The following is a 14,431-nucleotide window of genomic DNA, read 5'->3' as shown; positions in this document are numbered from 1 at the left end:
GCGGCCTTAGCTGCGTACCGACAAGGAATTGCGTCTGTACCATTCGACCGTCGCACGAATTCCTGCTTCGAGTTCGATAGACGAACTCCACCCAGCTTCCCTCAATTTAGAAACGTCGAGTAGCTTTCGCGGGGTGCCATCCGGTTTTGTCGCATCCCAGGTGATTTCGCCGGTGTAACCAACGGCTGACGCCACAAGCGATGCGAGTTCACGAATGGTGACGTCGCTACCCGTTCCCACATTCACTTGGGAGGGGCCGTCGTAGTTTTCCAGCAGGTGAAGGCACGCTGCTGCCATGTCGTCGACGTGAAGGAATTCCCTGCGGGGCGACCCGGTTCCCCAGTTCGTTACTACTTGGGTCCCGGACCGTGCTGCTTCGTCATAACGTCGGATCAAGGCAGGCAAGACATGGGATCCCGTGGGGGAGAAGTTGTCCCCCGGACCGTAGAGGTTAGTAGGCATCGCAGAGATCCAGGGAAGGCCATACTGCCGGCGCACCGCTTGAATCTGCATGATTCCTGCGATCTTGGCAATAGCATAAGCATCGTTAGTCGGCTCAAGGTGGCCCGTAAGCAATGAGTCTTCTCGGATGGGTTGCTCGGCAAATTTTGGATAGATGCAGGACGATCCAAGGAACAGGAGACGTTCAACACCGTGTTCGAGTGCTGCGTCTAGAACATTAACCTGAATCCTTAGGTTGTCGCTGAGGAAGTCGACAGGATAAGTGTTGTTTGCAAGAATTCCGCCAACCTTAGCTGCGGCGAGAACGACGTAACGGGGTTTTAGTTCCGCAAAGAACGCGAAAACGGCATCACGGTTCTTTAAGTCGAGTTCGGCTGACGTGCGGCCCACAAGGTTGGTGAAGCCTTCTGATTCCAGATTTCGCCAAACCGCGGAGCCCACGAGTCCGCGATGGCCGGCAACGTAGAAGCCCGAGGAGCGGTCCAGTGAAGCTGGTACGAAAGTGACGTCGTCAGACATTATTGCTTCCAGCTCTGGAGTTCGACGGTGTCGATCCAGTGATTCCCGGCGTGCTTTAGGGCTTCAATGTCGGCATCCACCATGATGCGTGCCAACTCCGGTGTATGAACCGAGGCCTTCCAATCCAACTTCTCCTGAGCTTTCGACGCATCGCCGACAAGTGCGTCAACTTCAGTAGGACGCAGGTAACGTTCGTCAAACCTGACGTGGTTCTCCCAATTGAGGCCCGCATGCTCGAACGAGATCTGAAGGAAGTCGCGGACCGTGTAATTTCCGCCAGTGGCAAGAACAAAGTCATCAGGCTCATCTGCCTGAAGCATGCGCCACATGCCCTCGACGTATTCCGCCGCATAACCCCAGTCGCGTACTGCGTCCAAGTTGCCCATGTAGAGCAGGTCTTGCTTTCCAGCCTTGATGGCGGCGACCGCTCGCGTAATCTTGCGGGTCACGAAAGTTTCACCACGACGAGGTGATTCGTGGTTGAAGAGGATGCCGTTGACGGCGAACATCCCGTACGCCTCACGGTAGTTTTTGGTTATCCAGTAGCTGTAAACCTTGGCCGCCCCGTATGGGGAGCGGGGATAGAACGGGGTGTCTTCGTTCTGAGGAGGCGGCGTAGCGCCAAACATCTCAGAGGAAGACGCCTGATAGAACTTAGTCTCAATACCGGACATCCGGACAGCTTCCAGGAGCCGAATTGTGCCGACCCCAGTTGTGTCGGCCGTGTGCTCCGGCTCATCGAATGACACTCGAACGTGCGACTGGGCCGCTAGGTTATAAACCTCGTCGGGCTTGATCTCCGCTAGCAGAGTGACGAGGCGCGCACCATCGCTGAGGTCGCCATAGTGAAGAAAGAGCTTGGCCTTCGGATCGTGGGGATCTACGTACAAATGATCAACACGGGCTGTGTTGAATGTAGAGGCGCGTCGAATGAGACCATGCACCTCGTAACCCTTGCTGAGGAGGAGTTCGGCCAAATATGACCCGTCCTGCCCGGTTATGCCGGTGATGAGTGCGCGCTTAATCAAAGTTTTCCCCCGCGTTCAAAATAGTCGCACTACTTACGGCGGCGCGACGATGCCATAGTTTTGATGAACCCATCATACTTTGCAATCGCGGTTGCTTCAGACAGTGTTTCCATTCTGAAGCGAAGTCCTTGGGAGCCAAGTGCGTTCGCCAGGCCAGGGTTTCGGCCCAGTTCTTCAGCTTTAAGGACGAGCGCTTCTGGGTCAGCAGCATCAACTCTTACTCCTCCGCCGGCGGCGGCAACTTCTGACGCCGTCACGCTTTCCTCGTCGGTTGCAGCGAGAACGGGCCGACCCGAGTTGAAGTAGGAGGTAAGCTTACTGGGCACCGCCATATCTTTGACGCCCGGCAGCTCATTAACGAGGAGAACGTCTGCGGCAGCAAGGGCCATCTGGAATTGGTCTCCAGGCAGGGCGTTTAGAAACTCTATGTGTCCAAGGTTCTGGGCTAGAGACTCCAGCTGCCGACGCTGGTTACCCGACCCCATGAGGACAAATCGAACGTCGCTGTCAGTCTCTTCAGCTATGCGAGCAGCATTGACAACGTTTTCAAGCCCTTGTTTCTTGCCCATGTTGCCAGCGTGGAGGACCACAACCTCATGCTCTTGCCAGCCCATTTTACGACGCATCTGTTTGCGGTCAAAAGCCGGGGAGTGGGGAAGATGGGTCCAGTTCCTGATGACCTTCGTGATGTGTTCTGGAATACCGAGAGTGTCAATCATGTACTGCCGGAAACGATCATGAATAGCCACTATTCCATCCGTTGATCCCAAAACACGAGCCTCGATCCAACCCATCAAGCCCCCGAGACCAGCACCTCCCTGGCGGGTCTCGACTACCCCGAGGCTGTAGATGTCCTGAACCCATATTCCCACTGCCGGGCGCCTCACACTTGCTCTGACTCTCATGATGGTCAGTGCGCTGGAGAAGAGAGCGGGGCTTATGACCAGGACTACATCGGGGCTATGCCATTGGGACAGCACGGCACGAACACCGAAGCTCAATTCCATATGCAGGCGGCTAAGAGTATTTGGACTCCGTGGGATGTGGTGCCGAAGACGCGTAACCCTAACGCCGTTGGTCTCCTCCGACTGACTCCACCCACGGTAGCCAGCTGTCAGCCTCCATTCCGGGTAGTGAGGATAGCCCGTGATTACGTGCACATCATGCCCAGCACGGACCAGGCCCTCAGCAAGGCTGGTTGTGTATGGCGCGTTACCGCTTGCTTCTGGGGCATAATTGATTCCGACGATAAGGACCCGTAGTCGACTTTTCACGGCTACATCATATGGGTATGGCAAGCGGGGCCTGGCCGTCGTGACCTCTCAGCGATTTTTGTGACTTGGTTAGGGATAATGGCGTTTGCGTCGTTCATGCCGACCACTCAGGAATTGGCGCCCTTCAGTAATCGTCTATTGTGATTCGAAAGCAGGGGGATAATACAGTGAGCAAAACGCATCCACTCGTGAACCTGGCCGCCTTCGACGGTCATGGTCTAGACCGCGGCCGGAGCAAGGCTGTTGAAGTAGCTTGGTGGGCCTGTAAGTTGGCCATCATACAGACCAACTTTCCTTGGCCGTCAGGTGTGCGAAAAAGAGTTCTTACTGCCTTCGGCGCAAAGATAGGTAGCGGATTTTATATGAGGCCTGGGGTCAACATTCATTTTCCGTGGAAGTTCACCGCCGGCGATAACGTTTGGATAGGTGATCGTTGCACGATCCTCAACCTCGAGCCCGTCCGCATGGGGAACAATTCGGCACTAGCACACGAGGTATATCTGGCTGCTGGCGGGCACGATATAAGGTCTCCCAAGTTCGACTACGCGAACGCCCCCATCACGATTGGGGAAGGTGTATGGGTTGGCACGCGCGCCTATGTGGGGCCCGGTGTCGAAATTGGCGAGTCTGCAGTCGTCGCTGCGGGTGCTGTCGTGGTCCGTCGCGTCGAGGCTTCCGACATAGTTGCTGGAGTGCCAGCGAGGCCCATAGGGCGCCGCGAAATTATGAAAGAGGAATAACTTGCGAATTCTTGTAACGGGAGGAAGCGGCTTTATCGGGTCAAACCTCGTGGAGAAACTTGTTGTTCAAGGACATGAAGTTACTAATTATGACTTACAGAAGCCACCTCGTGGCACCTGCGCTGAGAACTGGCTTGAAGGTGACATCACAGACGCCGTTACTCTGGCTGCTGCCTACGAAAAGGTAAACCCGCAGATTGTATTTCATCTAGCTGCCAGGACGGATCTCCACGGGAAGACACTGTCCGACTACTTGGCTAACACCGTGGGAACTCAAAATGTCATTGATGCGGGCCGAAATCATTCTGAGCCAATACACACATTTTACGCAAGCAGTCGCCTTGTCTTTGCTATAGATCATCAACCAGCGCATATCCTTGATTACAAAACCTCAACAGTTTACGGCGAGAGTAAAGTTAAATCTGAAGAATTGATCTTAGAAGGGTCACATGGAAAGTCAACCTGGACGATAATAAGGCCAACTTCAATTTGGGGTCCTGGTTTTGGAGTCCCATATCGAACTTTTTTTGATGTGGTCAATCGCGGATTTTTTTTCAACGTCCGGGGTGCTGACCCTAAGAAGTCTTTCGGGTATATTGAGAATTCTGTCCATCAGCTGATTACTTTGATGCATGTGAAGGATGGTGCGACTCACGGAAAGATCTTGTGGTTGACCGACGACACCGACCTCGGGCTGCGTGATTGGTCGGAAAAAATTGCAAAAGCTTTTGATCGCCGAAGGCCTTCTGATGTCCCGATGTTTTTTTGCAGGATTGCGGCAAGTGTGGGTGATGTACTCCAACGCCTCGGGCTCCAAGAACCACCTTTAACCTCCTTCAGGCTTCGGAACATGGTCACCACCGTGACCTACGACTCGACCGAAACGTCAGAACTGGTTGGTCCTCTTCCGTTTTCTGTTGACGAAGGTACTCGTCGAACTGTGGATTGGATCCGAAGCACTAACTGATATCCAGCGAGGTTTCGCTAGATTCCATGCGGGGTAATGCTAGGCATCAGGTTTTCTTGGCAAAAATTCTTTTGTGTCCAATACGAAATGGGGAGCAATGCTTTTCAATCGCAAATGGTTTCCGAATTTGGGTCACGATGTCCACGCACTTGATACAAGCAGGATAAATTAACTAGGCGTGGAAGCGTTAACTGGCTCTACAACGAAACAACCGGTCGACGATCTCCGCCGACACTCAAAGTAGTCGAGTCCGAAATAGAAAGTGCACTCAAGAGCCATACGTTTGACATACTATTCTGCTATAGCCTCGTTCACCTCGATCAGGTAAAGCTGCTTAGTCTGCCAATGGCGGTCAAAGTGCATTACAGACTCGACGACCTAGTAAAAACTTTAATTTATTTCCTGCCAGTTACAACGTGCACCGGGAAACTTTTGTGTATTGGAGTTTAAACTTTGAAGGTTCTTAGAATTGTAACTTTGGCAAGTGCGACAGGACGGTACGGAGGGCCGTTTGACACGGCCGTCAGTCAGTCGCGCCTCACGGCCGGAGAAGCCGGCATTCGTACTACGTTGCTGGCTGGATGCCTGCCAAATGATGCCCCCAATATCCGTGCCGATGCGTTCAATATCAGCATGCCGGGTGTGAGAATGCTCGTGCCACGTGTGGGGTTCACCAGCTGCATCTCGTGGGCGATGTGTCGTGAACTGGTTCGCCAGGTACGCTTAGCCGACCTAGTGCATGTTAGCTACGCTAGAGAACTGATTCCGCTCCTAGCTTCTATTCTTGCCATAGGATTACGCAAACCTTTGGTAATTCAACCTCACGGAATGCTAACCGCGCGAACAAGTCGGCTGCATAAGATAGTCGACCTCGTTGCGCGCCCCGTTTTCCGCAAAGCGACTCGCACCATCGCACTCACGGTTGTTGAACGAGCCCACTTGCAAGATTGGTCCGGGGTCCGGGACCTTGAACAATTTTCCGTCATTGGTAATCCCTTGCCTTTTGAGCCAAAGCATGATTCAGCTGGCCGCGCTGACCCAATGCGCAGAGCAATGTTTATTGCAAGGCTGGAACCTCGAAAGAGGGTGTCTGATTTCCTCGAGGCTAAGCGTCTGGCTAACTCCTGGGGCTGGGACGAACTCTACGAAGTGGTAGGACCCGATCAGGGCGACGGCGAAGCTGTGGCCTTGGCCGCCGCCGAAGTCCCGGGGGTAATTTACCGTGGTGCAGTCCCAGCCGCGGAAGTAGACAGCATTCTTGATACTGCAGGCGTGTTTGTGCTTACATCCAAGAATGAGCCTTGGGGAAATGTTCTGGTCGCTGCCTTACTTAAGGGTATACCGGTTGTTGTTACAGAATCCGCTGCGTTAGCCAAAGAAATTGGGCAGAACCATTTAGGGATAGTTGTTCAGGATTCTAAGCCGGAAGAGGTCGCGCGGGCAGTTCATAGCATTCTTTTTGAAGAGTGGAGGTCTCCCGAACAGAAGAGTGCTGCGCGGCATTTTGCCGCTCAGCGATTCAATCAAGCCTCGATTCGAGACCAGTTAGTGTCCACCTACCAATCAGCGCTTAGTTTGAAAAGCAGACGTACTTGACGGGACTTCCGGCGCGTTTCGCAATTTAGAGGCTCTTCACGTTTTATGGGGAAATGAATCCCTGGGTGAGTGTCATGCCGCCGCCCGTACGACACTTCTCCAAAGAAATATCTGATTTGTAGTTGGCGGGCTTGCGGTAGCCACGGGCGGTTAGCCGGCTCTCCGTGGTTCGTGGTGAAACGGATTCCGTGTCTTGAAGGGCTCGTAGCCCTGCTGTGATGGATGTTCTCTACGCATTCATCGAGAGTCAGGAGCTACGAGCCTTGATCGAACCTACTTCCCCGCGCCCAGATGCTGCCACCGCCATTTTCAACCTGCCCGACTACCGCGTCACCGACACTGAAATACTTGCATTCGGGCAGCGCCGTATCAGCGTCGAAGCCATTACCGAGTCCGGCTGCCCCTCCTGTGGTGTGATCAGCGTACGGGTGCATTCCCGCCGGCCCCAACGTCTGCGTGACATCCCCATCGCCGGTCCGATCGAAGTGGTCTGGGCCAAGCGGAGATTCTTCTGCGATGAATACCGCTGCCCGCGCCAGACATTCACCGAGGAGACCGCCCAGGTCCCGCTCCGTGCACGATCCACTCGCCGGCTCCGTCGCCCCTTGTGGCCGCCGTGATCGGATCGGGAAGGCCCACGGCGGAGGCTGCGTTTTCGTTCGGTGTCTCCTGGTGGCTGGTCCAGCGGGCACTGGACTCCGCGGCCCTGACGCTGCCCCTTAGCGACCGGTTCGGGAACTGCCCGGGTCGGGTGTTTGGCCAGCCGGCGGCGCTCCTTGACCTGCTTTTTCCTCCAAGACGCGGTAGAAAGTCGACAGGGCCCCAAATAAATTCCCTGGTCCAGAAGCTTCGTGTAGACCTTCATGGGTGCCAGGTCCACGAACTCCGGGGAGTTCAGCGCCGACAGGACCCCGGACCTTTCGGAGGCCCTGAGCTTTTTCTGCGGCACCACCGCAGGCTGGTCCCAGGGCGGTGCCGGTCTCCGGTTCGCGGTCGTCCTCGAAGCAGCCGTCAATGATGCTGCCCGGCGTGACGGAATCTTTAGTTCCAGCATCCCCCGGTATGTTGCCATCAGCGTTTCTTGGACCGGGGTCCGTCCGGCATATCCTCTGAGGCGATCTCTAAGAACGCCTGTAGTTTTCCCATCAGGTCCAGGGCTGCCTCGGTCTTCTTCAACCGGCTCTCGGTCACCTCTAACTGGCGGCGTAAACGCGCGTTCTCGGCCTGGTCGGCCGAGAGTTTCCCGATCGATTTCCCCGGCATTCTTTCCAGCCAGACGCCGGCGTCCCGCAGCCGCCGCCACACACTGTCATCTGCGAGGACTAGAGGCCCTCCCGGCGCAGGAACGCACCGCCCTCGCTGTTCTCGCAGGCGCTCTCATAGGCGGTCAAAACTTTGAGCTTCTGGGCGGGGCTGATGACCGTTGTGGCCGCGCCCACCGGCCCGCGGACCAGAACTACTGCTACCACTACTCACAGCACTATCTTCGTGTACTGCACTCAAAACTGGACTGGACATGATTACTGATTACTGATTCCTGGCCCTCGCCTCATGCGATTAATCGGACGTGCTATGAGCCCCCGGTACCGTTCCAGCCTGACAGGTTGGGGCGTGCACGCAGTGTCCACGGTTTTACGGGACCTCTGGCGCTGCACGGAAAAGGGGACTCGAGCAAGCATTTTGCTACCTACGCCAAAAATAGGCCATAGGTGCCAAACGCGTCAGCTGCTATGTTCTGGCGAGTGCCCCTGATGCACGACCAGATCTCCGCTGGCTGCACTACGGTTGATAGTTGCAATGCCGCTTGGGAGGCGGTGCAGCGGAGGACAAACGTGCAGCGCACTCCAGCTGACACTGCTTACTGACTCCCTGAAAAGCTGTCAGCCCGGTCGCCAAGTCATCGCCGTACCCTCGAAACCAGAGCTGGAACCACACTCCGTCGAAACCTTTCGCGCAATTACACCTTCTCCGCGGCAGGTATGATTACCGAGACCGCACGAATATTGCCGTTCCGGTGGCGTGCCGACGGCCGTTTCTGGATCTAACAGGGGGACCGGGTTGAATATACGCGAATACCTGCGCATCGCACGCCGAAATTGGATCTTGCTGACTGCCTGCACGCTCGCGGGTGTCCTAATGAGTGGGCTCGTATCGATGCTGGCCAAGCCCACGTATACCGCCGACACCCAACTATTTGTAGCAATTCAGAGTTCAGGATCGGTCCAAGAACTCCAACAAGGCAACACGTTCAGCCAAGCACGGGTCCAGTCCTATGTTGGAACTGTTAAGACGCACGCTGTCCTTCAGCCCGCGATCGACGCATTGGGGCTCGCCTCTACTCCTGAGGATTTGGCGAAAAAAGTCACTGCTACTAGTGACCTAAATACGGTTCTAATCATGATCTCCGTAGTTGACCATTCGCCGGTCCAAGCCGCTGCCATCGCACAAGCGGTCGCAAATAGCCTGATAACTGCTGTTGACACTCTGGAAAAGCCGAGAACCGGCGGCCCCTCACCCGTCAGCATGTCCATTATCGCGCCCGCGAAGGCGCCTCTCAGTCCTTCGGGGCCGAATACCAGGCTAAACCTAGCTCTCGGTCTGATCATCGGGTTTGCTGTCGGAATCGCAGGCGCCTTCACCCGAACGGCCCTGGACAACCGAATAAGGGGAGAGGATGACTTGCGCCGAGTGACGGACTCACCCTTATTAGGGGGGATTTCATTCGACCAAGAAGCTAGTCGGCTGCCGCTCATAACTCAAACAGCGCAACAAAGCCCACGCGCAGAATCGTTCCGTCAGTTGAGGACTAACCTCCAGTTCGCCAATGTATCCGGACAGGCCAAGACAATTCTGGTTACGTCATCCCTACCGGGTGAAGGTAAGAGTACAACCGCTACAAACTTGGCGATAACGTTAGCTCAGTCAGGACAGTCGGTCTGTCTCGTGGATGCCGACCTGCGCCGGCCCATGATAGATGAGTATTTGGGCTTGGCACGAGGAGCCGGACTGACAACGGCCCTCGTCGGTACCGTCGATGTAAGCGAACTGCTGCAGCCGTGGGGAGATGACAACCTCTACGTCTTGACGTCAGGGCAAATTCCACCAAATCCGAGTGAATTACTAGGTTCTGCAGAAATGACCGACCTGGTCACACGACTGGAGAACTCGTTCGATACTGTCATAATTGATGCGCCACCCCTCCTGCCGGTGACGGATGCTGCTGTCCTCTCGCAACTCGTGGGGGGAGTCGTAGTGGTGGTAGGAGTGCAGAAGACAAGACACCAAGACCTGGAAAAATCACTGAAAGCGCTGGCCCTAGTGGATTCAAATGTGCTCGGGGTTGTCCTTAACAGGCTGCCCGTGAAGGGCACGGATGCCTACACGTACGGTTACTACAGCTCGGAAATTCCAAAGTCGTCCGACTCATCAACAAGGTCACGCCGCGTAAAGAGCACCTGGATAGAAAGTGACCCCCGGGCTGCCGAAACAGACACCGAGTTCGAGCGGGCGTTGTTGAATCCCGGCCTTCAGCCCGCTAAAACATTCCGCAGCAGCCGTTTCAATCAGCGCTAGTTCGCTGGCCTCAGAGCTTGCCACGCGAAGGAATAACATGAACATACTAGTAAGATTTGCAAGATCAAAATATTCAGCTGTCGAAATGATAATGCTTAGGCTCGCCGGTTTTGCGCCGGTCCATGCGATTCGAATTGGTGCGCTGAGAGCTTTCGGCGCAAGGATAGATTCGGATGCTGTTGTGTATCACGGATTTCAAGTTAGGAATGCACGAAAGTTGCGAATTGGTGCCCGCACTTCAGTGGGGGATGGTGCAATTCTCGATGCCCGTGGAGGGCTGACGCTTGGTGAGGACGTCAATATTTCAACTCAAGTAATGGTCTGGACCGCGCAGCACGACTGGAAGTCCGCGGACTTTACCTACGTTGAAAACTCGGTCAGTATAGGAGACCGCGCTTGGATAGGGCCGCGGGCTGTGCTGTTGCCAGGTGCAGTTATCGGGGAGGGAGCAGTGATCGCTGCAGGCTCGATTGTACGAGGGACCATTCCTCCCTACACACTTGTGGGCGGCGTTCCAGCGAAGTTTATTTCGAAAAGGCCGCAGGACTTGCATTATCACTTGCCTACGCCGAAAGGCAAAACATGGTGGTGGTAAGAGGGACCGATCCGGAAGTAACTCTACTTCGGTCTAGCATTTCGGAGCGGCAGCCGTAGTGGCATCAATTGTTCGTACGCTGGGCAAATCCGCTTTTGCAAGGGCGCTTTCTCTTCCGTTCACGGCTGCCGCAACGGTTACCACTACATATCTTCTGGTGAAAGAAATAGGGGTAGAGCCCTATGCCTACGTCATCCTCGTCGGAGCGCTATTTCAGCTCATACCTTTCGCGGACCTCGGAATGGGGGCTGTCGTAGTCAACGCCTCCTCTAAGAGGCTGGAGAGTCGAGAACTCTCTTCGACCGCCCTTGCAACAGCTGGCATTGCTTTCCGAACATTGTCCTTTTCTGCCCTCGTCATAGTTGCCCTTACCGTTCTAATCGGACTCTCGGGTGCATGGCCCCTACTACTCGGGCTTCCCGATGAACTGGTCGGCTCGGCTCACTGGGCAATAGCAGTCGTACTCCTACCCTTTGCTATCTCCATTCCATTTGGGATAGGACAGAGAATACTGATTGGCGAAGGCCGCAACCAAGTTGTGAGCTTCATCGGTATTGCCGGCCCCATCACGGCCACAGTGACAACTTACGTTTTACTCAAGGTAGGTGTGGATCCTCTTGTGCTCAGTATTGCGACGCCGATGGGCATCCTCATCGTCTCCGTTGCATGCTTCATGCTTGCCCTGAGAACCAGCGGGTGGCGATTTCGTGACATTATCGTAGTTCGTCGACTGCGCCGGAAACCTAAGCTGTGGAATTCCGCTTTGCCAATGATGGTCATTAGCATTACTGTTCCGCTCGCTATGCAAAGTGATCGCTTGGTGCTTTCGCATTTTTCGGCGAGTTGGGAGTTATCGGAATATTCAATAGCGGCCCAGATGTACGTTCCATGTTTCTCGATTATTTCGATGGCCGCCGTAGCTTTATGGCCGATTTTTTCGCGATCGGGCTCGGCTTCACTTCCTCTGTGGTCAAAGGCGCTCACCTCCTTGGGCCTGGGCGGGGTCTTCTTGGCGGCGTTGTTCGTTCTGCTTGTGGGGCCCGCTGCGCATCTAATCACGGAAGAAAAGTTGACAGTTCAATTAGACTTGGCGGTCGCATTCGGTGCCCTCCTTGTCGTTATGGCCTGCCATCAAGCCTCCGCCGTTCTGCTGACCTCCCCACGTCACCTGATGTTTCAAGCGGTTTGCGCAACAATAATGTTGCTGGTGAACGTTGGGCTCTCCATATTTTTATCTTCGGTTCTTGGGGCCAGCGGCGTTGTATGGGCCTCGGTAATAGCCGTAAGCGCTACGCAACTAATACCCTGCATCATCAAAGCGCAACAATTCATGCGCGTAGGTGACGAATTGGTGAGTGTATGAACAGAATGAATAATGAACACGTCATTGTCTATGATCCCAATTGGATCAACCCTTATGGTATTGAGCTCGCTTCCATAATTGCGGCTGCTGGCTATGAAGTCGATCTATGGTGCACAGAGAACCGGTCCTTCACACCGGAAGGGGTAAAGCTACATCCCAAGCTTGTTGGTCAACGGAGGCACAACAGCCTCCTTAGGCTTGCGGTGCGAAGACTCATTGAACCGATGCGGATATCAACATCGGCCCCTAGGCGCAGCGCCCTCATTATCGTGTGGACACGTAATCCGTGGGATGCCTTGGTCTTCGCAATCAGGGCGCTAGTTGGCGGCAAGACCATATTCATCTATCACAACCCGGACACTGTCCGCAGGCGGCCCGGACTGCCTGGAGTTATGGAACGTTTGCTTCTTCGAGTCTCAACTCTGTGCGTCGTGCACAGTTCGCGTCTCAGGGCATCTGCCAACGCATCAGCGAATACCATCCGAATAGCCGCGCATCCTCCATATAGCGTTACCACGCGACGCCCTCGCAGGGCCGCGGGGACGGGGAATCTCAAAAACGCCGTCCCGGTAGTGGCGTTTGTGGGTGCGCTCAGGCACGACAAAGGGGTTAACGACCTCGTAGGAATTGCCGAACGTGTAATGCGACCCTTTGTCCTTCGTATTTTGGGTCCCGAACGAATTCCGGCCTCGACCTCTGAATTACTCAGAGCAACCGGAGCAACCTGCGAATATGTAGGTTCCGCCGGCGGCCCGACCGATGACGAGCTTATCAACGGACTCGAGTCTGCAGATGTCATGATCGCGCCATATAGATCAGTGACTGAAAGCGGATCTATTCACATGGCGCTCAGCATCCGCGTCCCAGTGCTGGCGTACGAATCGCCGGGAGTAGCCCATATTATAAACGCTGCCAGTACGGCCCCAACGCGGAAAGAATTCGGAGACCTGCTGGCAAAGTACCTGGATGTTCCTTGGCAAACATATACGCCTGACGCCTTTGACCTTCACAAACGTTGCATAACTGATTGGAGAAGAATTCTTAATGAAGCATTCTGATCTGCATGAACCCCTGCTTTCCATCATTATAGTTACATTCAACGCCAGTCAGTTCCTGCCCCGGACGTTGAATTCACTGATGTCTCAAAAGGTTATCAACAATAATGATGTTGAAGTGGTAGTAGTCGATGGTGGCTCAACAGATGGAACACTTGAACTAGTGAAGAAGTCCTCATTAGTTTCACATTTTATCTCGGAACGTGATGATGGAATTTATGACGCTATGAACAAGGGAGCGCAGTTGGCCACTGGTCGCTGGCTTCACTTCCTCAATGCCGGAGACTCGTTCACCGATCCTGAATGTTTGAGACTTCTACTACTGGGTTTGGAGTCTGCCGATAGATTCCGAGTGCCTTGGGCGATTTCTGGAGCCCGAAACCTAGGTGGAGATAAAGGTCTCGTTAGACGAATACCGAGCCTTCCTCACATTTGGTGGCGCCATGCTTATGGCCTACAGCCTCATTGTCACCAAGCCACTTGGTTTAAAAGGACAACATTCTTGGATTCTGGCGCTCATTCGTTACGATTTCAAACAGCTGACGATTTTGACGTTATTGTAAGGTTCGGGATGCTCGCACGGCCCTTCGTCATTGAGCAAGTTCTTATCGATTATCTGGGGGGAGGTATCTCCGAGTTGACGTCGGCATTGATCCCGAGCCTTCAGCATCAAGTACGTGCCGAGAGATTCCAACTGGGGCCGCTGGGCAGATTGCTCGACAAGCAAGTCGGCCGGGCGCTGTCCAGCGTCACTCGAGCTCGAATTGTCGCTGGCAGGATCAAGTCTAAGATCTAAATCGGCTCTTCACTATGGAGGCGTGGACCGGTTGGTTTGGTTCCTTGACGGGCGTGGCGGCCTCGGCTTGCTGGACGCAGGATGGTCTGGTGAGGCAGGTCTGACTCTCGGCTCTTCTGACGGATGGCATCCAGAATGGCCAGCTGCTCGGCGGCAACGTCGGGGGCGAATGTCTGGGTGGTGCCGTTGACGGCGATAGTCGCTGCTCGCAAGAGCCGGAGTTGTCGGATGACGTTACGCACGGCCAGGCCTGTCCTGTTCTGGACAGTCCGGGAGACCGCAAGCGCGGTGAACACGATCGTCAGATGCGCCTCGATATCGTCGCGGGTGCGATGGAACATGGGCCTGGCCCGCAGGTCTGTCTTGCTCATTCGGAACGACTGCTCGACGCGCCACAGGTCATGGTAGGAACCGATGACTTCCCCCGCGGCCATGACGGCTCTTCACGGTTCGCGGTGAATGT

The 14,431-nt window shown here is 54.8% G+C and carries 13 protein-coding genes and 1 pseudogene; 9 read left to right on the top strand and 5 right to left on the bottom strand.

Annotated elements, in window-relative coordinates:
• Positions 1–6: 6 nt before the first annotated feature.
• The 3 genes from NIBR502772_RS19455 to NIBR502772_RS19445 are packed head-to-tail and all read right to left on the bottom strand — an operon-like array spanning position 7 to position 3,169.
• Positions 7–981 carry a GDP-L-fucose synthase gene (locus tag NIBR502772_RS19455; RefSeq protein ID WP_141141410.1) on the bottom strand — a complete coding sequence of 325 codons (975 nt, stop codon included), beginning with the start codon at positions 979–981 and terminating at the stop codon, positions 7–9.
• Entirely contained in the window at positions 981–2,009 is a 1,029-nt protein-coding gene (gmd, locus tag NIBR502772_RS19450; protein ID WP_210412327.1) for a GDP-mannose 4,6-dehydratase, read from the bottom strand. Before gmd ends, NIBR502772_RS19455 begins: the two co-directional genes overlap by 1 nt.
• A gap of 29 nt (positions 2,010–2,038) precedes the next feature.
• Positions 2,039–3,169, bottom strand: coding sequence for a glycosyltransferase family 4 protein (locus NIBR502772_RS19445; protein ID WP_246848592.1), 1,131 nt, complete (start codon positions 3,167–3,169; stop codon positions 2,039–2,041).
• A 281-nt stretch (positions 3,170–3,450) separates the two neighbouring features.
• Here NIBR502772_RS19445 and NIBR502772_RS19440 point away from each other — a divergent pair, with 281 nt between their 5' ends.
• The 4 genes from NIBR502772_RS19440 (at position 3,451) to NIBR502772_RS19425 (ending at position 7,206) form a co-directional block, all read left to right on the top strand.
• Positions 3,451–4,023: a DapH/DapD/GlmU-related protein gene (locus NIBR502772_RS19440; RefSeq protein WP_141141408.1), complete on the top strand. Its 573-nt coding sequence runs from the start codon at positions 3,451–3,453 to the stop codon at positions 4,021–4,023.
• A gap of 1 nt (position 4,024) precedes the next feature.
• A complete protein-coding gene (locus tag NIBR502772_RS19435) occupies positions 4,025–4,990 on the top strand; it encodes an NAD(P)-dependent oxidoreductase (protein WP_141141407.1) in 966 nt (321 codons plus the stop codon).
• Between the two features lie 477 nt (positions 4,991–5,467).
• On the top strand, positions 5,468–6,586 hold the full coding sequence (locus NIBR502772_RS19430) for a glycosyltransferase family 4 protein (protein WP_168223581.1): 1,119 nt from the start codon (positions 5,468–5,470) through the stop codon (positions 6,584–6,586).
• 263 nt (positions 6,587–6,849) lie between these two features.
• Positions 6,850–7,206 (top strand): transposase family protein, encoded by a 357-nt coding sequence (locus tag NIBR502772_RS19425; protein WP_168223580.1) that lies wholly within the window; start codon positions 6,850–6,852, stop codon positions 7,204–7,206.
• 702 nt (positions 7,207–7,908) lie between these two features.
• Here NIBR502772_RS19425 and NIBR502772_RS22525 read toward each other — a convergent pair.
• Positions 7,909–8,055 (bottom strand): hypothetical protein, encoded by a 147-nt coding sequence (locus NIBR502772_RS22525; RefSeq protein ID WP_168223579.1) that lies wholly within the window; start codon positions 8,053–8,055, stop codon positions 7,909–7,911.
• A 589-nt stretch (positions 8,056–8,644) separates the two neighbouring features.
• On the opposite strand from NIBR502772_RS22525, the gene NIBR502772_RS19420 reads away from it, so the two are divergent.
• From NIBR502772_RS19420 to NIBR502772_RS19405, 5 genes are read left to right on the top strand one after another with little or no spacing between them, the layout of a single operon-like run.
• On the top strand, positions 8,645–10,159 hold the full coding sequence (locus NIBR502772_RS19420; protein WP_141141404.1) for a polysaccharide biosynthesis tyrosine autokinase: 1,515 nt from the start codon (positions 8,645–8,647) through the stop codon (positions 10,157–10,159).
• 37 nt (positions 10,160–10,196) lie between these two features.
• Positions 10,197–10,754, top strand: coding sequence for a DapH/DapD/GlmU-related protein (locus tag NIBR502772_RS19415; RefSeq protein WP_141141403.1), 558 nt, complete (start codon positions 10,197–10,199; stop codon positions 10,752–10,754).
• A 58-nt stretch (positions 10,755–10,812) separates the two neighbouring features.
• Positions 10,813–12,117 carry a hypothetical protein gene (locus NIBR502772_RS19410; RefSeq protein ID WP_141141402.1) on the top strand — a complete coding sequence of 435 codons (1,305 nt, stop codon included), beginning with the start codon at positions 10,813–10,815 and terminating at the stop codon, positions 12,115–12,117.
• On the top strand, positions 12,114–13,175 hold the full coding sequence (locus tag NIBR502772_RS23160; RefSeq protein WP_371706710.1) for a glycosyltransferase: 1,062 nt from the start codon (positions 12,114–12,116) through the stop codon (positions 13,173–13,175). Before NIBR502772_RS19410 ends, NIBR502772_RS23160 begins: the two co-directional genes overlap by 4 nt.
• Positions 13,162–13,968 carry a glycosyltransferase gene (locus NIBR502772_RS19405; RefSeq protein WP_141141401.1) on the top strand — a complete coding sequence of 269 codons (807 nt, stop codon included), beginning with the start codon at positions 13,162–13,164 and terminating at the stop codon, positions 13,966–13,968. The genes NIBR502772_RS23160 and NIBR502772_RS19405 overlap by 14 nt, the downstream gene beginning before the upstream one ends.
• 131 nt (positions 13,969–14,099) lie before the next feature.
• Here the strand turns inward: NIBR502772_RS19405 and NIBR502772_RS22890 are convergent.
• A pseudogene (locus NIBR502772_RS22890) lies at positions 14,100–14,405 on the bottom strand (IS1634 family transposase); the annotation flags it as partial.
• Positions 14,406–14,431 lie beyond the last annotated feature (26 nt).

Source organism: Pseudarthrobacter sp. NIBRBAC000502772 (assembly GCF_006517235.1).
In the GTDB taxonomy this organism is placed as follows: domain Bacteria; phylum Actinomycetota; class Actinomycetes; order Actinomycetales; family Micrococcaceae; genus Arthrobacter.
Note: the sequence above shows the minus strand (reverse complement) of the source record. Positions and strands in the feature narration are given on the sequence as shown.